The organism is Macellibacteroides sp. (assembly GCF_050251695.1).
GTDB lineage: Bacteria > Bacteroidota > Bacteroidia > Bacteroidales > Tannerellaceae > Macellibacteroides > Macellibacteroides fermentans.
Genome location: NZ_JBFWMI010000001.1, coordinates 24,348 through 46,570, shown reverse-complemented (window position 1 = coordinate 46,570; position 22,223 = coordinate 24,348). Strand labels below are relative to the sequence as shown.

Here is a 22,223-nt window from a genome sequence, read left to right as displayed (position 1 = left end):
TTTCGATTAGGGTATAGCTTTTATCCGTTAAAAACAAAAAGGATGTCTAAACCAATGGTCTAAGACATCCTTTAATGATATACTGAAAGAAAGCGGGTTATCCCCGTACGATCTCTTCCTTATCTTTATCCCAATACATAGTACGGCCTTCCAGAAATGCACGTGTACCCATATGGGCTGTAATAGCTTCCTCGAATGCCTGATCAATGTTGCAACTCGGTGTTTTTCCCTGACGGATACACTCCAGCCATTCGCGGATATGAAGAAACGTTGTATCGTACCGTTTACCGTTCACATAGGTATACAACAATCCTCTCTGGGCAAAATAGAGTTCGGTTGCCGATGTAATCGTATCCGAGTTATCTTGTCCGGGTATGTAGTTATAGAATGGTTGGTCGGGCACAATAATACCTTTCTCAATTTTCTCTGCATAGCGTGTAGACCGGGCATCCACTTTCAATGTAAGTGTATTGGAGATTTCCATTGATGCATCGTGTCCCATAATCACCTTACCTCTGTTACGGCTGTTTGCCAGCGTAGCGCTATAAAGCATGGTGAAGTTCTTTTCGGGGAACTCGAATGTAGTATGTAATACATCCGGTACGGTACGTCCGTCTTTAAAGAAATAAACGCCTCCCGATGAGGTTGCCGAATGCGGAATTCCAACTTCCATAATCTGGTTGATGGCATCGTACTCGTGAGTAAGCAAGTCGCCGCTCAATCCTGTACTGTAATCCCACCAGCAGCGCCAGCGGAAGAAACGTTCCAGACTGAACTTCGAACGATCGTCCGGACCCATATATTTCTCAAGCTTGTTGGATAGCATGTAGTCGCGGTATTCCTTGATACGCTCCGGATCTCCCTCAAACTGTTTCCAGTCGATTGTCTCGGGCGACGAGCCTTCAATAATATCGTACACCCAGGCTCCATTGGGATCGTTACGGTTTGTACATACCTCAATCAGATTAACAGGTCCGATCAGGCCTTTGCTGATAATCTCTTTAGCCTTTTGATAGCTGTCGGTCTGACGGCCCTGATGTCCAAGCTGAAAAACTATACCGGTTTCCTTGATCACTTCGCGTACCATATATGTTTCAGGTACGGTCCACGACAATGGTTTTTCAACATACACATGCTTTCCGGCTTTAGCTGCAGCCATAGCCATTGTGCTATGCCAATGGTCGGGTGTTGCTATGATTACAGCATCGATATCGTCTGCCGCCAACAATTCCTGGTAAGTGCGGTAACGTTTGGGAGCAGGACCAAATTTCCCGTTACTACCCTCACGGTGTATATTCGCACTGGCCTGTACTGCAGCCTCGGCATAAACATCAAATATATCACAAACCCCATTTACAACAACATTCAGATCATCTTGTTCCAGATATTGCTGATAGCGGTTATCCTTTTTATCCTTCTTATTTGCTTCAATCAAGGTATCAATCCACGATGGTTCTGCAAAACCTGCAGCTCTCATCAATTGCTTTCCTCGGATACCAAAACCGATTAAACCTAAACGGATCTGTTTTCCGTTTGGCTGAGCCTCCAACATGGTTGGCCCCTCTTTGCTAAGTTGAAAAACATCAGACATATCTCTGCGTGTTCTTTCAAACTTTTGTCTTTGATATACTCCATACGCCATTGCTCCTAACAAAGGAACTGTAGCTAATGCTTTCAAAGCATCTCTACGGCCGGATGATTCTGGCAGATTATTCTCCGGAGTTTTCTTTACATCTTCTTGTGCCATCTCATCAAATCAATTTAAGTTTCAAAATGCTTTTAGGCATAGCCTTTACAAGCAAGCGATCTATTCCTATTATTTTGGAAGTAGGGAATACAAGCAACACCACCAGGGCTGCCAACTCCACCAGATTCTTATCTATCCAGAGATAAGTTCCTTCAAACGGCATAATATAGCCGGCACCAATAAAAGATGGATGAGAAAGGTAATAGATTCCTAAAAAAGTTATTCCACCAATGGCGGATAATTTAGAAAGACAGCCTGTTAGTAAACCCAGACCCACTAAAAACAATCCCCACTCATTACAGAGGTTTACCAAATTCATCGTGGCTGGATCTTGTGTCAGTCCAATGAAAAATGAGGAAGCGGGACCTTTTGAATCCAACAGATAGGCCATTGATGTCCATTTTGGATTCATTATTTTTACAAGTCCCTCGTACATGAAATGCCATCCGATAAACAGCCTTAACACCACAAGCCAAGTTATTTGAGCTTTTGTGTACACACAACAGTTTTCCGAGTTCTTCATTCGTATTATTATAAATGATTTAAATTATTTCAGACCGTCGATATAGAAAACAAAGAATACCCGAAGTGAGTCTTCTCTCTCCGGGTATTACTTATTAATAATATCAAGTTCTGTTTGACAAAATAAAATTAATCTAAAAGTTTAATTTTAATATTGCGGAACCAAACATCGTCACCATGATCCTGAAGACCGATAAAGCCTTCTTTGTTTTCGCCACCGCAGTTCAGCAACAATTCGTAAGCCAAAGGCCATTTGTCTTTGCTGAATTTGCTTGCGTCAAGAAGTTCTTTCCATTGTTGTGTCCATAAGTGGTATTCAACAACTGGCTCGTCGTTTTGGTAGTGAACAACTGTTCCTTTGTAGCACATAATCTTAACCTTGTTCCATTGTCCGAAAGGTTTAGAATTTTGTGGTTTTGCAGGAATCATGTCATACAATGAAGAAGACTGACGGTTACCATCTTTACCCATTTTGGCATCCGGATGATTTTCGTTATCCAATACCTGGCACTCAGGTGCAGAGATATAAGCGGGTTGTCCTTCCACTTCCTGAATCAAATAGAAAATACCAGAGTTTGCACCCTTTGCAACCTTCCATTCCAATTCCAATTCAAAGTTCTTGAATTTGTGAGCAAATACAAGATCTCCTCCATCTTTAGCACCAGCTTCGCCGGCACCAGAACCTTTGATGTGAATAGCCTTATCATTCACTTCCCATGCTGTAGGAACGTCTTCGCGGTTATAACCTCTCCAACCGTTCATAGTCTTTCCGTCAAACAAAGTGATCCATCCGTCTGCATCCTTTGGGAATGTAGACAAGTCTACTGTAGGCAGATCCATTAATTTGTACTCAGGAGTAGCAGCAACAGCAGTTGAATCAACGGCAGGAGCCTCTTCGGCTTTTTTATTTCCACCTGCACAAGATGCAAAACATCCCATTAAAATTGCAGCACTTGCTAATAATACTACTTTTTTCATTTTATTATTTTAATTAAAATTATCTAGGCATGTCAACTAATTTCCATCCGTCGCGATAGTTGTGCTTGATTAATTCTTCAGCAAACTTCTTCGCATTGATAGGATCGGTCATTGTTTTGTTAAATGTTGGGTGACCATCATGAATCTTGAATCCGTCACGGATAACAATCTTCAATGTTTCGTCGTCGCCAATATTAGTGAAGCGCATGTTAGGACCATCCCACAACAATTCTTTGTTCAAAGCCTGCAAACGTACAGCTAATACTCCCATTACAACCATTTCGTTGAAAGGACCTGCTTCTGCAAAGTTTGATGCAGTAGGAACACGGTTAGCTGCACTTTCTTTTGCTGCACGGATCCAGTCTTGTTCGTGAGCATTCTTTGGTACACGACGGCATACCTTAGGAGCATCCGGCTTGCGACCAGACAACAACCATGGGTTAACACCATAACAACCGCAAATCAATGTATCTTTTGTTCCGTGGAAAATAACAGCACCACCCTGGTCGTTCATTTCTCTTCCGGCAGGATATCCGGCAGGCAGATCTGGTTTCAAACCGCCATCGTACCAATGTACTTCAACCTCAGGCATAGCTACTTTTGGCATATTGTCACGAGCAGGGAAAGTCAATTTCACATGCTGAGCCTGTGGTGCACAGTCGCGTAACAACAACGTAGATGAACCTTGAACCTTGGTAGGATAACCCAATTTCAAAGATTTAAATACCGGGTGAAGGATATGACAAGCCATATCGCCAAGAGCTCCTGTACCGTAAGCCCACCATCCGCGCCAGTTCCATGGGTGATAGATGTTGTTGAACGGACGAACTTCAGCCGGACCAGAGAATAAATCCCAATTCAATGTTGAAGGAATCTTGTCTGCTTTTTCGGGAGTCATCAAACCTTGTGGCCAGATAGGACGGTCTGTAAAGGCTTCAACCTTTGTAATTTCACCGATTTCACCATTCCAGATCCATTCGCAGGTAAGGTTTACACCTTCGCCAGAAGAACCCTGGTTACCCATCTGAGTAGCTACCTGATACTTATCGGCAAGCTTAGTCAGCAAACGAGACTCATAAACAGAGTGTGTAAGCGGTTTTTGGCAATACACGTGTTTTCCCATTGAAATAGCATCGGCCGAAATGATAGCGTGCGTATGGTCGGCAGTAGCAACCATAACACCGTCGATAGACTTACCCATTTCGTCGTACATTTTGCGGTAATCCCAGTATTTCTTGGCCTGAGGATACTTGTCAAAAGTACCTTTCGCATACTTCCAGTCTACGTCACAAAGAGCTACGATGTTCTCTGTTTCCATATTACGTAGATTAGCTGCACCCATACCTCCGATACCGATACCTGCAATATTCAATTTATCTGTTGGAGCTGTATGTCCGTGGCTCTTACCAAGGACAGTGTTCGGAACAATGGTCAACGCAGCTGCTGCTGCCGTTCCTTTTTGAAGAAATGATCTTCTTGTGATGTTCGACATAGTAACAATTTTTTTATAGATTAGCACTTAAATGATAAATAAGTTGTGATTTTCCTTTCTACACTGATCAAATAATGGCAAATGTAGCCAATACTGTAATATTTGCAGCACCCCTTAGCGTATTTCTTGGCATAAACAACTTTTTTTAACACTCTATGTAAATAAAAAATAAAATATTGTAAATAAATACTATAATTGAACTGGGAAATATGCATCTGATGTTTTATATTTGTCAGGATGATAACATTCTGTAATTATTATTGTTATTTAGATTACAACATTACATATCATGAAAAAAAAACCTGTAATAATAAGAATTTATCAATTCTATATGGATGGGTTCCGGCAAATGACGCTAGGAAAAACCTTATGGCTTATCATCCTTATCAAGCTTTTCATCATGTTTTTCGTATTAAAACTATTTTTCTTTCCGAGTTATCTTGGAAAATATAAAACTGCCGATGAAAAGGGAGAACACGTTTCAACAGAATTAATTGATCGCGCTATAAACAATTAAAAACTATTTCGTATGATAGAAAGTATCGACTCTTCACTAATTGACTGGTCAAGGGCTCAGTTTGCTCTTACTGCCATGTACCACTGGCTGTTTGTTCCATTAACGTTGGGATTAGGTGTAGTAATGGCTATTATGGAAACCTTGTATTACAAGACCGGAAATGAATTTTGGAAAACCACCGCCAAATTTTGGATGAAACTCTTTGGTATTAATTTCGCCATCGGCGTTGCCACCGGTATTATCCTCGAATTTGAATTCGGGACAAACTGGTCTAATTACAGTTGGTTTGTTGGCGACATTTTCGGTGCGCCTTTAGCTATAGAAGGTATATTGGCTTTCTTTATGGAAGCGACATTTATTGCTGTAATGTTTTTTGGCTGGGATAAAGTAAGCAAGAGATTCCATCTTGCTTCCACTTGGCTTACAATTATCGGCGCCACGTTATCTGCACTTTGGATTCTTATTGCCAATGCATGGATGCAGTACCCGGTAGGTATGAAATTCAATCCGGATACGGTACGCAACGAAATGTTCGATTTTTGGGCAGTTGCACTTTCGCCGGTAGCGATAAATAAATTCTTCCACACAGTCTTGTCAGGCTGGGTGTTGGGAGCCGTATTTGTTCTTGGAGTAAGCAGCTGGTTCCTGCTTAAAAAACGTGATACCGAGTTTGCTTTGGCAAGCATCAAGGTAGGAGCTGTATTTGGATTGATTTCCTCCATCCTTATCGCCTGGACTGGTGATGGCTCTGCCTATCAGGTTGCAGATAAACAGCCTATGAAGCTCGCAGCTATGGAAGGCCTGTATCACGGACAGAAGCAAGCCGGACTCGTTGCTGTTGGGATTCTCAATCCCGAAAAAACAAGCTACCGGGATGATGCCGATGCATTCCTTATGAGAGTTCAGATTCCCTATGCGCTGTCATTCCTGGCAAAAAGAGATGTTGATGGCTTCGTTCCGGGTATTAACGACCTTATAAAGGGGGGATACGAATCAGAACAGGGCATAGCTCTCTCCGCAGAAGAAAAAATGAACAGGGGCAGGATAGCCATCCAGGCTCTGTCCGAATACAGAAAAGCAGCTAAAGAGAAGGATGAGGCTGCCATGAAACAGCACAGGGATACACTTGAAGCCAATTTCCCCTATTTTGGTTATGGTTATATAAAAGATCCGGCCGACCTGGTCCCGAATGTATCCATCGTCTTTTATGCATTTCGCATCATGGTAATTCTGGGAGGATATTTTATTCTTTTATTCCTGATTGCCACTATCTTCTCATTTAAAAACACATTTACAAACAAAAAATGGTTGCATTATATTTGTCTGTGGACAATACCTCTGGGATATATAGCCGGTCAGGCGGGCTGGGTGGTTGCAGAAGTAGGAAGACAGCCGTGGGCTATTCAGGATATATTACCTACGGGCACTTCTATTTCCAGACTGAGCACCTCTTCCGTTCAAATAACATTCTTCCTGTTTCTGGCTCTCTTCACAATTTTGTTGATTGCAGAAATACGAATTATGTTGAAAGAGATAAAAAAAGGTCCGGCAAATTCACATTAACACTATAAAACTAGAAATTATGGATAGCACATATATATTATTGCAACACTACTGGTGGTTTGTTATCTCTTTATTGGGAGCTCTGCTTGTTTTCCTTTTGTTTGTTCAGGGAGGGCAGTCTTTACTATTTAATCTTGGCAAAACAGAGCTTCAGCAAAAAATGATGCTGAATTCGACCGGAAGGAAATGGGAATTCACTTTTACAACGCTGGTAACCTTCGGCGGAGCTTTTTTTGCTTCATTTCCTCTGTTCTATTCCACAAGCTTCGGCGGAGCCTACTGGGTATGGACAATTATTTTGATTTGCTTCGTTATTCAGGCTGTATCATACGAGTTCCAATCAAAAAAAGGCAATTTACTAGGAAAACGAACCTACCAGATATTCCTTATGATAAATGGGATTGGCGGTCCGTTATTATTAGGTACAGCAGTAGCCACATTCTTTACGGGATCTGAATTTACAGTAAATAAAGATCAGCTTATGAACGTTGGCATGCCGGTTATTTCTTCGTGGAGCAATCCGCTGCATGGATTGGAAGCCGCATTTAATATCTGGAATTTATGTTTGGGATTGGCCGTATTCTTTTTATCTCGTGTGCAGGCAATACTTTACTTCATTAATAATATAAATGATGAGGAACTGACTACACGTTGCAGAAAGCAACTTCTTCCCAACGCCGCTCTATTCCTTGTATTCTTTCTGGCATTTCTTGTACACATAATGCTTCGTGAAGGGTATGCTATTGATCCGTCTACCGGCGAAATATTTATGCAACCCAACAAGTATTTCATTAATTTAATAGAAATGCCTGTAATACTTGCGATCTTATTGATCGGAGTTGTTGCTGTTCTTTTTGGAATTGGTAAAACAATCGTTTCTGATAAGTTCACAAAAGGAATCTGGTTCTGCGGCAGTGGCACCGTGCTTACCGTATTATCCCTTTTCCTGATAACAGGCTATAATAACACCGCCTATTATCCATCATCGGTAGACCTGCAGAGTTCGTTGACCATCTTCAACAGTTCGTCAAGCTTCTTCACTTTAAAAGTGATGAGCTACGTCTCAATTCTGGTACCTTTTGTGGCTGCTTATATATTTTATGCATGGCGTGCATTAGACATACACAAAATTGACAGTAAGGAGATGAGTTCAGGAAATCATACTTATTAAGCAAAAAGAAAACCGGTGAAGTCAAATCCTTCACCGGTTTCATATATAACCGTTTTAACACAAAAATTACTGTTAAGGTTTAGAACACACCCGATGTTCTGTGACAAAATGAAATTATTTTTTCTTTATCTGACAAACATAATGAAAAACATACACAAAAACAGAATTAGACTGTCCTTTTTTGCATTTTTTCACATCAAACCTCTCACTTCGAACTACATTTAACCCTGATTATCAAAAAGATTCATTTATTCTATTCTCCCATATACACAAAAGGCCTATCTTTGCATACTATTCTGGCCTCCCAAACTTTAGGGTTTAATCTTATTCGTTCATTCATGAAAGGCCACATATAAAATACTAATATTAATTATATGGAATGTTTTGAAGTCAATATATTGGGATGTGGTTCTGCATTACCTACCACGCGCCATCTGGCTACATCGCAAGTTGTAAACCTGAGGGACAAGCTATACATGATTGATTGCGGAGAAGCTACCCAGGTTCAGATGCGTAGAATGAGAATCAAATTCAGCCGGCTGAATCATATTTTTATATCTCATATGCATGGTGACCATTGTTTTGGATTACCCGGATTGATTTCCACATTAGGGATGCTGGGGCGAAACGGCGAATTAGTTATACATGGGCCCAAGGAGACTGAAACTTATTTAAGACCTATCCTGAACACCTTCTGCAGGGAGCTCCCCTATCCAATCCGGTTCAATCATATTGCACCCGATCAACATGAGCTGATTTGGGAGGACCGGTCGGTTTCGGTTTATTCGATTCCCCTCAAACACAGACTTCCAACATCAGGCTTTTTATTTGCCGAAAAAGCAAAAGAGGCTCATATAATTAAGGAGATGACCGATTTCTATCAAATACCTGTAAGGCTATTACCATCCATCAAACGGGGTGAAGATTATATAACACCGGAAGGAGAACGTATTCCCAACGGAAGACTTACCAGGCCGGCCAGTACTCCCAAGAAGTATGCTTATTGTTCAGACACCGCATATTATGAGAAAATCATACCGATCATAGAAGGTGTTGATCTACTCTACCACGAAGCCACCTTTGCGAGCGAAGATGCTGCCAGGGCTAAAGAAACATTTCATTCTACCGCACGGCAGGCTGCCGAGATTGCAAGAAAAGCGAATGTAAAAAGGCTTGTTATCGGCCATTATTCTGCCCGTTACGAAGAACTCCACACCTTGAAAAAAGAGGCCGATGAGATCTTTCCGGGAACCATCCTTGCCGATGAGGGAATGACACTGACTGTATAGTAAGAAAAAAACAGGAATCCCTTGACTGCATTCAGGAATTATTCCTACATTTGTCAGAAATTAGGCTTATAGTATGAGAAGCATATTCTATTGCTTTTTTATCGCATTTATTTCACTTCTGGGTTCGGCTACTGCACAACAGCAATATCCGAAGCAGAAAGATGCGGCTATAATGCAACTCAAACAAGATTCTATCCAGATAACGGTTACAGACAATAGGATCAGTGTGGTCAATGCCCCCGTAGGAAGCAAACTCGAAATCTTTAGTGTTGTTGGTCTGAAAGTCCGCGAAATAGAGATGAAACAACCATCCGGCGAATATCTTGTAAACATTTCTAAAGGCTACTATATTATCCGAATCGAAGAAACTGTTCGGAAAGTAGCCATCAGATAATACTCTTCAGGCTACTTTATTGTATACAGTTAAATTATTGTTTCCAGAAACCCGGAAGGAATAACGACAACACCGTGAATATCTCCAAACGACCTGTCATCATTAAAAATGAAAGTACCCACTTTGAGAAATCGGGTAAACTGGAATAGTTACTTACCGGACCGATTGTTCCGAGCGCCGGGCCCGAATTACTGGCGCAGGAAACACATCCACCAATAGCCTCTTCAAAACCAACCCCATTAAGCGTCAGTAAGAAACAGCAAACCGCAATCATGAAAACATAGACGAACGAAAATACCAACACACGCCGTACAATATCCACCGGTACTGCATGACCATCCATTCTAACCGGAATAACAGCATGCGGGTGTGTCTGTTTTTTAAACTCGCTAAGCAGACTCTTTACAAGAATCACAAAACGCCCTGTTTTCAACCCTCCGGTTGTTGATCCGGCGCATCCGCAAATAATCATAAGCATCAAAGCCAGAAGCCAAAAAAACGGGCCCCAAGGTACGTAATCTGCAGTAGCAAATCCGGTTGTGGTAAGACAAGTCATCACCTGAAAAGTTGCTTTTCGGAATGAAGTCTCAAAATCTGTCTCAAAACCATTAAAGTAAACCCAACTAGTGGCAATGCTGATTGCGCCAACAGCAATGAAGAAGAACCAACGCAACTCCTCATCATGAAATAATTTTTTGAAGTTACCTTTAAAGAAAAAGTAAATCAATGTGAAGTTGATAGCCCCGATAAACATGAATATCGTTATCATGTATTCAACATAGGGAGAGTTCCAATAAGCAACACTTGCATTCTTGGTGGAATACCCCCCGGTTGCCAAGGTAGTAAACGAATGGCAGACTGCATCAAACAAGTCCATTGGTCCAGCCCACAATAACAATACCAGAATACCTGTCAGGAATACATAAACCCCCCACAACCTTTTTGCAACCTGTGTAATTCTGGGTCTGAAACGATCATGGGTTATACTTGCTGACTCTGCATCGAATAACTCCGAGGCTCCTCCTCCGAAGATAGGCATCAAAGCTACCGTAAACACAATCATACCAACTCCCCCCTGCCATTGAATCAAACTCCTCCAGAAAAGAATTCCTTTGGGTAAAGCTTCAATGTCAGACAAAATAGTAGCACCGGTTGTTGTGTAACCAGACATTGTTTCGAAATAAGCATCTGCAGGATTTGTAATATACCCTCCCAGATAGAAGGGCAACATTCCTAAGAAGGATAATACAGCCCAGGTAAGGGCTACCGTTATCATACCCTCTCTCCTGCCCGCATAGCGCTCGTTAGCCTTGAAGCCAATTAAATAAAATAACATACCCAACACCAGCATTATTCCAGCTGTTTGGGACAAGGGATAAACGTCGTCTCCTTTATAGTAAAAAGCAACAGCGATTGCAACTAATACAAATAAGAATTCGAGGATAAACATCAACCCCAGCATCTTGAAAATAAACCGGATATTCAATTGTGACATACTCTCAAGCCTTCAGATTAGTTGAAAAACTCCTCTACTTTTCGCATAGCTGTATCCAGGCAGAACACCACTACGTGGTCGTAAGGCTGAATATGGGTGTCTCCCTGAATCATCATCGGCTTGCCATCTCGTATCAGACCGCCTAAAGTAATGTCTTTTGGTAATTTCAACTCCCTCACCTCCTTCTTTGTGATCTTAGAATTGGGGCGTGCAACCAATTCGGCCACGTCGGCATTGGCAAATGCAAGACATTTTACATTGGAGACATCTGCGTCGAGAAGAAATTGATAGATATGGCTGGCGGCAATCAACTTTTTATTGATAATTGTACCGATATCCATACTTTCAGCCAAAGGAATATAATCTATATTTTCAATTTTGGCAATGGTCTTATAAACACCAAATCGTTTGGCAGCAAGACATGCAAGAATATTCGTACTCGCGTTTTCAGTAAGCGCAATAAAGGCCTGTGCATCTTTAATACCCTCCTGCAGAAGCAGATCCGTATCACGGGCATCTCCATTAATTATCAATACATTTCCCGGAACCACTTCAGCAATCCGCTGACTCTTTTCTTTATTTGTCTCAATAACCTTTACACGGATATTACTTGGCAGATACTGGCAGGTACGAAGAGCGATACGGCTTCCGCCCATAATAACAACCTTCTTTACCTCCGGATCCGATTTGCCAGTCTGAATCTGCACCTCTTTTACATGTTCACGCGTCGTAGTAAAAAATACGATATCTCCGGAAGCGATATGGTCAGTTCCACGGGGGATTATAGTTTCATTACACCGTTTAATGGCTACGATGTGATACAACTTCTGATCCAGACTCAGGTCTGTCAGCCTTTTATTCACAATAGGAGCATTGTCACGGACCTTTACCCCGATAAGGATTAAGGCTCCTCCGAACAACTCCCAATATTGACGAGCCCACGGACGCTGAACGGCTGTAACAATCTCTCGGGCCGCCAACATTTCGGGGTAAATCATAGAACTTATCCCCAGTTTTTGAAAAAACTCAATATTTTTGGGTTGCAAATATTCGTAGTTATTTATCCTGGCCAGCGTTTTATGGGCACCCAGACTATGAGCTAACATGCAGGCCGTAATATTTGTAGGCTCTTCGGGTGTTACACTGATAAAAAGATCTGCATCCTTTATTCCTGACTCTTGCAAATCCTTTAAAGAAGTAGGATTACCTACCATCGCCAGAACCTCCATGTTATTGGTAAATTTCAAGCGTTCCTCATTTGGGTCCATCAAGATAATATCCTGATTTTCCTGCGACAACATTTTGGCCAAGTGAGTACCCACTTCACCAGCACCGGCAATGACAATTTTCATACACTTATAATAAAAGACCTATTTTTGAAAACCACCAAAAAAAATTCTAACACTCAAAAGACACCAAATTCCGTATGCATGCAGCAATGCTTTCAACATCGATACCGCACAGTTTATTTAATTCAGGCACAGAGCCGTGTTCTATAAATTTATCAGGGATGCCAATCCTTTTTATGCGGGGATAATATCCATTATCCGACATAAATTCAAGAACAGCGCTGCCTAAACCTCCTTGAATAACTCCGTTTTCAACCGTAATAATTTTTGAAAAATTCTTTCCTACTTCATGTAAAAGATCCTCATCAATCGGTTTTAGATAAATCATATCGTAATGGGCAACAGAAAGGCCCTCAGCGGAGACTAATTCAATTGCTTTCGACACGTCATTTCCGGAAGCACCAATGGATAAAATCGCCACATCAGTACCATCCGTTAGTTTACGCCCCTTTCCGACGGGCATAAGAGTCATTTCATTTTTCCAGTCTACCAGCACCCCCTTGCCTCGCGGATATCGAATTACAAACGGGCCATCGTATTTATAGCCGGTAAACATAAGATTTCGCAGATAATGCTCATTCATGGGAGATGCGATCACCAGATTAGGGATCGGACGCATATAGGCTAAATCAAATACACCGTGATGAGTTGCACCATCTTCTCCTACCAGTCCGCCTCTATCCAGGCAAAGCACCACATGAAGCTTCTGTAAAGCCAGATCGTGAATCAGCTGATCGTATGCCCTTTGCATAAATGATGAATATACATTGCAGAAAGGAATCAATCCCTCTTTTGCCATACCTGCCGAAAATGTAACGGAATGTGCTTCTGCAATTCCCACATCAAAGGCGCGACTTGGAAACTCCTTCATCATATAAGTCATCGAACATCCCGTAGGCATAGCCGGAGTTACCCCCACGATCCGCTCGTCTTTGGATGCCAATTCCACTAATGTATGTCCAAAAACATCCTGAAACAAAGGAGGTTCAATCGTAGATGGAGCAATAATACGCTTACCTGTTTCCTTATTGAATTTGCCGGGAGCGTGCCATTCAGTAGCCGACTCCTCAGCGGGCTTGAAGCCCTTTCCTTTCATGGTCCGGATATGCAGAAGTTTTGGTCCCTTCATATCCTTTATATCGTTCAGCACTTTCACCATATAGTTCACATCGTGACCGTCAACCGGACCGAAGTAACGTATACTGAATCCTTCGAACAAATTATGTTGTTGCGTAATCAGTGCTTTCAGACTGTTATTAAAGCGCAGGATACTACCGCGACTGTCTTCCGAAATCAAATTCAGCTTCCGTAGTCCGCGGTATACGTCGTAACGCATTTTGTTGTAAGTCTGACTCGTTGTTATATTTACGAGATATTCACTTAGGCCCCCTACACTATGGTCGATAGCCATATTATTATCATTCAAGACAATGAGCAGATTATTCGGATCTGTCGAAGCATTATTCAATGCTTCAAAAGCCAATCCACCCGTCATAGCCCCGTCTCCTATCACAGCCACCACATGTCGCTGATCCTCCCCCTTTATTAGGGAAGCAACGGACATACCCAATGCTGCAGAAATAGAGTTGGATGCGTGTCCTGCTATAAATGCATCGTATTCACTCTCATTCGGATTTGGGAATCCGCTTATTCCTTTATATTTTCTAAGTGAATGGAATGCGTCCCTTCTCCCGGTCAGTATTTTATGACCGTATGCCTGATGTCCCACATCCCATAGAAGGCGATCTACGGGGGTATTAAATACATAATGTAAGGCCACCGTAAGTTCCACAGTACCTAAACTAGCTCCAAGATGTCCTGGGTTTTCTGACAAGACATCAATAATATATTGACGCAGTTCGGCACATACCTGTTCTAATTTTCCGGAAGGCAACAAACGTAAGTCGGCCGGAGAATCAATCTTATTTAATATGTACTCTTCATTGCTAGATGCCATTGCTGGTATTTTTTTGATGCAAATGTAGAGAATTAAGCGCATATAATATAACTTTGCTAACGCAATAATTTAGACACACTATTTTATCATGGAATTCAGCACCCCGACCTCCCTTCCAAATTATCAGGTTAAAGCAACCTACAACGATAAAATACTCCTTTTGGGGTCCTGTTTTGTAGAAAATATAGGAAAAAAACTGGATGAATCTAAATTCCAGGTTTGCGTCAATCCTTTTGGGACACTCTACAATCCCTGCTCTGTAGCGTCATCCATTCAGACTCTTTTGGATGGAAAGATATATAAACCTTCGGATTTATTTAAGCACGGAGGCTGTTTCCATAGCTTCGATCATCACAGTCGTTTTTCTTCGGTTGACGAGGAAGATTGTCTTCGCCTGATCAACCGCCAGATGAGCATTGCATCAGACTACATAACAAATGCGAAATTCCTTTTCGTTACTTTCGGTAGTGCCAATATCTATCGTCTAAAAGAGAACAACCGGATTGTTGCCAACTGCCATAAGTTGCCCGACCGGCAATTTATCCGCGAGCTTCTTACTGTGGAAGGCATTACAGAACTTTGGTCGGAGCTCATCCAAAAACTCAGAAAGATAAACCCCGACCTGCGGATACTTTTTACTGTTAGTCCCATCCGCCATCTGAAAGATGGTGCACATGGCAATCAGATCAGCAAGGCGACCCTGATACTTGCTGTTCAGCAACTGATGGAACGGCATCCGGAATCTGCAGACTACTTTCCGGCTTATGAAATCATGCTGGATGAGCTGAGAGATTATCGGTTTTACTCCGAAGATATGGTCCATCCGTCCAATCAGGCAATCCAATATATATGGAATCGGTTTGTATCCTGTTTTATGACATCCGACACAAAAGAAATTATGCATCAATGGGAAGAGATTCAAAAAGCGATGAACCATAAGCCCTTCCAACCGGAGAGTGAGGCTTATCAGAAATTTATCCTTCAAACTATGTTAAAAATAGAACAAATTACAAAGAAAATACCGTCCTTTGATACACAAAACGAACTAAAAGCGTTGAAGTCAAAATTGAAATGAATATGGAATACTCAATTAGAGAGGTTGCTAAAATTATCGGATCCAAAAGCAATTTGTTGCGCGAAGACACGATAACGATGCTGCTTACCGACAGCCGGACTGTCTCATTTCCGGAGCAGAGTCTTTTTTTTGCCCTCAGGACTAAAACAAACGACGGGCATAAATACATTCCTGAATTATATAAGCTGCGCGTACGCAATTTTGTGGTAAGCGAAATGCCAACTTCCACCGATATGTATGCTGATGCCAACTTCCTGTTGGTAAAAGATCCGCTTCGCGCCTTGCAGCAACTGGCCGCCCATCATCGGAAGAAATTCGATATTCCTGTTATCGGTATAACAGGTAGCAACGGTAAAACCATTGTGAAAGAGTTTCTATACCAGTTATTACATACCGAATTCAATATTGTGCGGTCTCCCCGTAGTTTCAATTCGCAATTGGGAGTCCCACTCTCTGTGTGGCAAATCAATCCGAAACATACACTCGGAATTTTTGAAGCAGGCATATCCCAACCCGATGAAATGGAACGGCTTCAGCCTATAATCGCCCCAACCATCGGTATCATAACCAATATCGGCGAGGCGCATCAGGAAAATTTCATTTCAACCCGCCAGAAATGTCTGGAGAAATTACAACTTTTTCAGGATAGCGAAGCCATAATATATGACGGTGACAATGCTTTCATCGCCAATTGTATTGAAGCAGCCTGTCTGTCGCACAAGGCAATTGCCTGGAGCCGGACCGATTCGGAAGCTCCGTTGTTTATTAAATCGGTCGACAAGCAGAACGATCGTACCACAATCAGCTGCACCTTACTAGGATATAACCGTAAGTATGTAATTCCATTCACAGACGACGCTTCCATTGAAAATGTAATTCACTGTATGGCTTTGATGCTTTATCTCAAGCCTACCAGTGTGAACCACGAAGAAAGATTCCTTCATCTTGAGCCGGTAGCCATGCGCCTTGAGGTAAAGCAAGGCATCAACAACTGCCTGCTCATCAATGACTCGTATAATTCAGATATAAACTCGTTGGGTATAGCGCTTGATTTTCTGCAGACAAGACAAGTGGACAAAGCCATGAAACGTACACTTATCTTATCAGACATACTTCAATCCGGCACTCTGCCAAAATCTCTTTATAAGAAGGTGGCCGATCTGGTACAACGAAAAAAGATTGATCGAATTATCGGGATCGGAAGGGATTTAAAGGAATACGGAGCGGCTTTTGAGATGGAAAAGGAGTTTTATCCTTCTACAACCGACTTTATACAGTCCCCTTCCTTTAAGAATTTCCAGGATGAGATTATACTTATCAAAGGATCCAGACGCTTTCACTTCGAGCAGATTACAGAACTCTTGGAGAAAAAAGTGCATGAAACCATTCTGGAGGTTAATCTGGATGCCATTGTGCATAATTTTAACTACTACCGCTCCAGATTAAAGCCTGAAACAAAGATGATCTGTATGGTAAAAGCCTACGGATACGGAGCTGGCTCATTCGAACTTGCCAAAACATTGCAGGAACATCGTTGCGATTACCTGGCCGTGGCGGTAGCCGACGAAGGTGCCGATTTGCGGCGCACAGGTATATCCATCCCCATCATCGTAATGAATCCGGAATTCGGCAGTTTCAATGCCTTGTTCGAGAATCAGCTTGAACCGGAAATTTACAGTTTCCGGTTGCTGGAAGCGATGATCCGCGAAACCGAACGCAGGGGAATCACCTCCTATCCCATACATCTTAAAATCGACTCTGGAATGCATCGCCTCGGGTTTCAGCCCAAAGACATGCAAGCCATATGCGATTGCCTGAAGTCGCAAAGTGGTGTAGCGGTACGATCTGTATTTTCCCACCTGGCCGGAAGCGACTCGTCCGTTTTTGATGATTTCACCCTCAAACAGATTGAGACGTTCCAAAAGACGGCCTCACAACTGGAACAAGGAATAGAATATCCCGTTTTGAAGCATATCCTCAATTCGGCAGGCATCGAACGATTTGCCGATTACCAGATGGATATGGTCCGGTTGGGCATCGGGCTTTACGGAGTGAGTGCAAGTGGTCAGAAAGGTCTTCGTAATGTAAATACCCTCAAGACCACCATCCTTCAGATACAGGAGGTTCCGGCAGGTGATTCAATTGGATACAGCAGACGAAGTTATGTTAAAAGAGATTCCCGCATTGCCATCATCCCGATCGGATATGCCGACGGATTGGACCGTCACCTGGGCAATGGAGCCGGTCAGGTACTGATAAACGGGAAAAGATGTCCCACCATTGGAAATATCTGTATGGACACATGCATGATTGATGTAACCGGTATAGAGGTGAACGAAGGGGATACGGTAATTATTTTTGGAGATGAATTACCCGTATCCGAACTATCGGAAACACTTGGAACAATAAGCTATGAGATACTCACTTCGATCTCTCCAAGAGTAAAAAGAGTGTATTTCAGGGAATAAGGTTGTATATATTGCACATTTTATATACTTTTGTGCCATATTTAAATAGAAATAGGTATGAGTCACAATTTATTAAAAGGCAAGAGGGGCATCATCTTTGGTGCGCTGAACGACATGTCTATCGCGTGGAAGGTAGCAGAAAGAGCCGTAGAAGAAGGTGCGATTATTACATTGAGCAATACACCTGTTGCTGTTCGTATGGGTGAGGTAGATGCCTTGTCAAAGAAACTGAATGCAGAGGTGATCGCTGCAGATGCGACGAGCGTAGCAGACCTGGAAAATGTATTTTCCAAATCTGTCGAAATATTAGGAGGAAAAATTGATTTTGTTTTACACTCTATCGGAATGAGTCCTAATGTGCGCAAGAAACGTACCTACGACGACCTGGATTATGATATGCTGGAAAAGACTTTGGATATTTCGGCCGTGTCATTTCATAAGATGCTTCAGGTTGCAAAGAAACAGGATGCTATCGCAGAATGCGGATCAGTTGTAGCTCTTACATATGTAGCAGCCCAACGTACATTCTTCGGATACAACGATATGGCAGATGCCAAATCATTGCTGGAATCAATTGCGCGTAGCTTCGGATATATTTACGGTCGCGAGAAAGGGGTTCGTATCAATACCATTTCCCAGTCGCCAACGGTTACTACAGCCGGTAGCGGTGTAAAGGGTATGGAGCACCTGCTTGATTTCTCGGACAAGATGGCTCCGTTAGGAAATGCCACAGCCGACGAATGCGCCGATTACTGTGTAACATTGTTCTCTGATCTTACCCGTAAGGTGACAATGCAGAACCTGTTCCACGACGGAGGATTCTCAAGCATGGGTATGAGCCTCAGGGCTATGAACCAATACAGCTCCGGTATGGAAGAATTTACCGACGAAAATGGTAAGATTATCTACGGATAATACACCGCCACCCCTTCGGGGGTGGCACAATATATTCGTTTATGTTAGTAAAAATTTATCCCGAAAATCCCAATTTACGGGAAATCGACAAAGTAATCGAAATCCTTAGGGACGGGGGACTTATCATCTACCCCACCGATACTGTTTATGCCATGGGTTGTGATGCCCTCAATGTGCGAGCTGTCGAAAAAATATGCCGGATGAAAGGCATTAACCCGCAGAAAAGCAATCTGTCTATCATTTGTTATGACCTCAGCAACCTCAGCGAATATGCTAAAGTAAGCAATGCGGCATTCAAACTAATGAAAAGACACCTCCCCGGACCTTTCACTTTTATTCTTCCAACCAGCAGCGAACTTCCTAAAATTTACAAGAACAGAAAGGAAGTAGGTATACGTGTACCAGACAACAACATCATACGTGAACTTGTAAAGCAGTTGGGCAATCCAATCCTCACCACTTCGGTGCACGACGACGACGATGTGATCGAATATACTACAGACCCGGAACTTATACACGAAAAATATGAATCCGAGGTAGATGTTGTTATTGATGGCGGGTATGGCGAAACCGTTGCTTCAACCGTTGTAGATTGTACAACCGATTCTTTCGAGATCATCCGGCAAGGTAAAGGAGAGCTCTCTTTATAAATAAATCCGACCGGAATTTATCCTTGAAAAGGCCCAATTGCGCGACCCATTTAGGCGTGTTATGCAGATTTGAGTAAAAAAACTACCTGAGAACATCCTTAAAAACCCTAAAATCATTCAGGATCAACCAGTTTATATTACAGGCACCCATCAATTAACTTAAAATATCGATACACATAAAGTTATAAATAAATGTTTTTAAACATTTAAGCGCAATGTTTTTAACTTTTTTGTGTAAATATTAAACTAAAAGGCGCTTTATTTGTTTCCTATAATAGAGAAAAATTCTTGCTATGAGGAAGTCTACAATCTGGTTACTTGCATTGGTTATGGTTTTTGCGTTCGGGGGACTGCTATATCTGCAGGTTACCTACGTAAGCATCATCCTTAAGACAAGCAACGACCAGTTTACAGAAACTGTAAAAAGAAGTCTGCTCGAGGTTTCGAAGAATCTGGAACTTGATGAAACTAAAAAATACCTGGAAGAAGATATACAACGCGATCAGAACAGCTTTGTATTTCAAAGTTCTCAGGATGCACAGGATCTGGCCCAGGTAATCAATCAGGAAAAATATCAGCTACAGATATCAGACTCGGATGGCTCGGTATCCATCATGCAGAAAAGGGAATATACCAGCCGGATACAGTCGGTTCCGGCCAATCCACGTCAATCGTCGGCCAATAACATTGTAAATACATCCCGCGATTTGCAAAAAACATTGAAAGACCGGTACCAGTATCAACAGGAGCTGATCAAAGAGGTTATTCTGAATATGCTGTACACCTCCAGTCTGAAGCCTATTCAGGAAAGGGTGGACTTCAAGAAATTGAACAATTACCTGAAGGCCGAGTTTCTGAACAATGGGCTGAATCTGCCATACCAGTTTTCGGTGATCGACAAAAACGGGACGGTTGTCTATCAAAGTGACGACATCCAGAAGGATCGCATCGCATCCGATGTGATTACGCAGGTACTTTTCCCCAACGATCCGCCATCGAAACAAAATTTCTTACGTGTTTATTTTCCCACAAAGGACGATTACATATCCAGTTCGGTAACTTTTTTAGTTCCGTCGGTTATCTTTTCCCTTATATTGCTGATAACCTTCGTATTCACAATGTACATTGTATTCCGCCAGAAGAAACTGTCGGAAATGAAGAACGACTTTATCAACAACATGACCCACGAACTGAAAACTCCGGTTTCAACCATTTCCCTGGCTGCACAAATGCTGAAGGACTCGGATATAACCAAAAGTCCGGATGTATTCAAGCACATTTCGGGTGTGATAAACGACGAAACCAAACGATTGGGATTTCTGGTTGAAAAGGTATTGCAGATGTCTCTTTTTGAACGTCAGAAGGCCGCCCTTAAGCTTAAAGAGGTAGATGCCAACGACCTTGTGGTGAATATCGCCCATACTTTCACCTTAAAAGTGGAAAAGTACGGAGGATCCATTGATATTGATTTGCAGGCTGAAGAGTCAAGCATCTATGTGGACGAAATGCACATCACCAATGTGCTGTTCAACCTGATGGACAATGCGGTTAAATACCGCCGTCCGGATGTACCGCTGGAGCTTATGGCACGGACATGGAATGAGAATGGAAAACTGATGATTTCCATTGAGGACAACGGAGTAGGTATAAAGAAAGAGTATGTAAAGAAGGTTTTCGACCGCTTTTTCCGTGTGCCTACCGGGAATGTACACGATGTAAAGGGATTCGGACTGGGTCTCGCTTATGTTCGTAAAATTATTGAAGATCACAACGGCAGCATCCGTGCCGATAGTGAAATCAATGTGGGAACAAAATTTATTATTACTTTACCTCTTATAAAAAGTTAGTTATGGAAGAAAAACTAAAGATCTTCTTTTGCGAAGACGACGAAAACTTAGGAATGCTTTTAAGAGAATACTTACAGGCAAAAGGGTATGTTACTGATCTTTTCTCCGACGGAGAAGCTGGATACAAAGGCTTTACCAAAGGCAAATACGATTTATGTGTACTGGATGTTATGATGCCTAAAAAAGACGGCTTCACATTGGCTCAGGAAATCAGAGCACTCAATCCGGACATTCCTGTTATCTTCCTTACTGCTAAAACAATGAAGGAAGACATTCTGGAAGGTTTCAAGATCGGTGCGGACGACTATCTGACCAAACCTTTCAGTATGGAAGAGTTGCTGCTTCGTATCGAAGCCATCCTTCGTCGTGTTAAGGGGAAAAAGATGAAAGACATTCCTTTCTACCGTTTAGGTAACTTTATGTTTGATACACAAAAACAAACATTAACCATCGGCGACAAGGCCACCAAACTTACTACCAAAGAATGCGAATTACTGAGTCTGCTTTGTGCTCATGCAAACGAGATTCTGGAGCGTAATTATGCACTTAAGACTATCTGGGTAGACGATAACTACTTTAATGCCCGTAGTATGGACGTTTATATCACTAAACTTCGTAAGTTGCTTAAAGACGATCCCGGAATCGAAATCATCAACATTCACGGTAAAGGATATAAGCTTATCACCCCTAACAGTGAAGAAGTCACCAAAGAATAAAACAACACCTTTGTGTTTAAAAAAGAAGTATCCCAAACAGGATGCTTCTTTTTTGTTTACACCTCCCCCCCTTTTTAA

18 protein-coding genes are annotated in these 22,223 nt (G+C 42.1%); 11 read left to right on the top strand and 7 right to left on the bottom strand.

Going from position 1 to position 22,223, the window contains the following annotated elements; translation table 11 throughout:
• Positions 1–97: 97 nt before the first annotated feature.
• The 4 genes from AB7E53_RS00170 to AB7E53_RS00155 all read right to left on the bottom strand — a co-directional run bounded on the left by AB7E53_RS00170 (position 98) and on the right by AB7E53_RS00155 (position 4,739).
• On the bottom strand, positions 98–1,747 hold the full coding sequence (locus AB7E53_RS00170) for a Gfo/Idh/MocA family protein (RefSeq protein ID WP_079682651.1): 1,650 nt from the start codon (positions 1,745–1,747) through the stop codon (positions 98–100).
• Positions 1,748–1,751: 4 nt separating this feature from the next.
• Positions 1,752–2,270 (bottom strand): DoxX family membrane protein, encoded by a 519-nt coding sequence (locus AB7E53_RS00165; RefSeq protein WP_079682652.1) that lies wholly within the window; start codon positions 2,268–2,270, stop codon positions 1,752–1,754.
• Between the two features lie 128 nt (positions 2,271–2,398).
• On the bottom strand, positions 2,399–3,247 hold the full coding sequence (locus AB7E53_RS00160; RefSeq protein ID WP_079682653.1) for a 3-keto-disaccharide hydrolase: 849 nt from the start codon (positions 3,245–3,247) through the stop codon (positions 2,399–2,401).
• Between the two features lie 19 nt (positions 3,248–3,266).
• Entirely contained in the window at positions 3,267–4,739 is a 1,473-nt protein-coding gene (locus AB7E53_RS00155) for a Gfo/Idh/MocA family protein (protein ID WP_079682654.1), read from the bottom strand.
• 289 nt (positions 4,740–5,028) lie between these two features.
• Here AB7E53_RS00155 and AB7E53_RS00150 point away from each other — a divergent pair, with 289 nt between their 5' ends.
• The 5 genes from AB7E53_RS00150 (at position 5,029) to AB7E53_RS00130 (ending at position 9,673) form a co-directional block, all read left to right on the top strand.
• Entirely contained in the window at positions 5,029–5,256 is a 228-nt protein-coding gene (locus AB7E53_RS00150) for a DUF4492 domain-containing protein (protein ID WP_068186487.1), read from the top strand.
• A gap of 12 nt (positions 5,257–5,268) precedes the next feature.
• On the top strand, positions 5,269–6,819 hold the full coding sequence (locus AB7E53_RS00145; RefSeq protein WP_446773510.1) for a cytochrome ubiquinol oxidase subunit I: 1,551 nt from the start codon (positions 5,269–5,271) through the stop codon (positions 6,817–6,819).
• A gap of 19 nt (positions 6,820–6,838) precedes the next feature.
• Positions 6,839–7,990 carry a cytochrome d ubiquinol oxidase subunit II gene (locus tag AB7E53_RS00140; RefSeq protein WP_350455790.1) on the top strand — a complete coding sequence of 384 codons (1,152 nt, stop codon included), beginning with the start codon at positions 6,839–6,841 and terminating at the stop codon, positions 7,988–7,990.
• A gap of 374 nt (positions 7,991–8,364) precedes the next feature.
• Complete coding sequence (locus tag AB7E53_RS00135; protein ID WP_179399684.1) at positions 8,365–9,279, top strand: ribonuclease Z; 915 nt, start codon at positions 8,365–8,367, stop codon at positions 9,277–9,279.
• A 73-nt stretch (positions 9,280–9,352) separates the two neighbouring features.
• Positions 9,353–9,673 carry a hypothetical protein gene (locus AB7E53_RS00130; protein ID WP_079682658.1) on the top strand — a complete coding sequence of 107 codons (321 nt, stop codon included), beginning with the start codon at positions 9,353–9,355 and terminating at the stop codon, positions 9,671–9,673.
• A gap of 34 nt (positions 9,674–9,707) precedes the next feature.
• Here the strand turns inward: AB7E53_RS00130 and AB7E53_RS00125 are convergent, their stop codons facing one another.
• From AB7E53_RS00125 to dxs, 3 genes are read right to left on the bottom strand one after another with little or no spacing between them, the layout of a single operon-like run.
• Positions 9,708–11,168: a TrkH family potassium uptake protein gene (locus tag AB7E53_RS00125; protein ID WP_446773509.1), complete on the bottom strand. Its 1,461-nt coding sequence runs from the start codon at positions 11,166–11,168 to the stop codon at positions 9,708–9,710.
• Between the two features lie 17 nt (positions 11,169–11,185).
• On the bottom strand, positions 11,186–12,520 hold the full coding sequence (gene trkA / locus AB7E53_RS00120) for a Trk system potassium transporter TrkA (protein WP_179399685.1): 1,335 nt from the start codon (positions 12,518–12,520) through the stop codon (positions 11,186–11,188).
• Between the two features lie 46 nt (positions 12,521–12,566).
• Positions 12,567–14,474 carry a 1-deoxy-D-xylulose-5-phosphate synthase gene (gene dxs, locus AB7E53_RS00115; protein ID WP_446773508.1) on the bottom strand — a complete coding sequence of 636 codons (1,908 nt, stop codon included), beginning with the start codon at positions 14,472–14,474 and terminating at the stop codon, positions 12,567–12,569.
• An 88-nt stretch (positions 14,475–14,562) separates the two neighbouring features.
• Between dxs and AB7E53_RS00110 the strand changes: the two genes are divergently transcribed.
• The 6 genes from AB7E53_RS00110 to rprY all read left to right on the top strand — a co-directional run bounded on the left by AB7E53_RS00110 (position 14,563) and on the right by rprY (position 22,145).
• The gene (locus AB7E53_RS00110) at positions 14,563–15,549 is read left to right on the top strand and encodes a GSCFA domain-containing protein (RefSeq protein WP_446773507.1); all 987 of its coding nucleotides are present in this window, start codon (positions 14,563–14,565) and stop codon (positions 15,547–15,549) included.
• Positions 15,550–15,551: 2 nt separating this feature from the next.
• Positions 15,552–18,017 (top strand): bifunctional UDP-N-acetylmuramoyl-tripeptide:D-alanyl-D-alanine ligase/alanine racemase, encoded by a 2,466-nt coding sequence (locus AB7E53_RS00105; RefSeq protein ID WP_446773506.1) that lies wholly within the window; start codon positions 15,552–15,554, stop codon positions 18,015–18,017.
• Between the two features lie 57 nt (positions 18,018–18,074).
• Entirely contained in the window at positions 18,075–18,932 is an 858-nt protein-coding gene (locus AB7E53_RS00100) for an enoyl-ACP reductase FabI (RefSeq protein ID WP_446773505.1), read from the top strand.
• Positions 18,933–18,973: 41 nt separating this feature from the next.
• Positions 18,974–19,582 (top strand): L-threonylcarbamoyladenylate synthase, encoded by a 609-nt coding sequence (locus AB7E53_RS00095; protein WP_446773504.1) that lies wholly within the window; start codon positions 18,974–18,976, stop codon positions 19,580–19,582.
• Between the two features lie 293 nt (positions 19,583–19,875).
• On the top strand, positions 19,876–21,429 hold the full coding sequence (locus tag AB7E53_RS00090) for a sensor histidine kinase (RefSeq protein ID WP_068186465.1): 1,554 nt from the start codon (positions 19,876–19,878) through the stop codon (positions 21,427–21,429).
• Positions 21,430–21,431: 2 nt separating this feature from the next.
• Positions 21,432–22,145 (top strand): response regulator transcription factor RprY, encoded by a 714-nt coding sequence (gene rprY / locus AB7E53_RS00085; RefSeq protein WP_068186463.1) that lies wholly within the window; start codon positions 21,432–21,434, stop codon positions 22,143–22,145.
• Positions 22,146–22,223 lie beyond the last annotated feature (78 nt).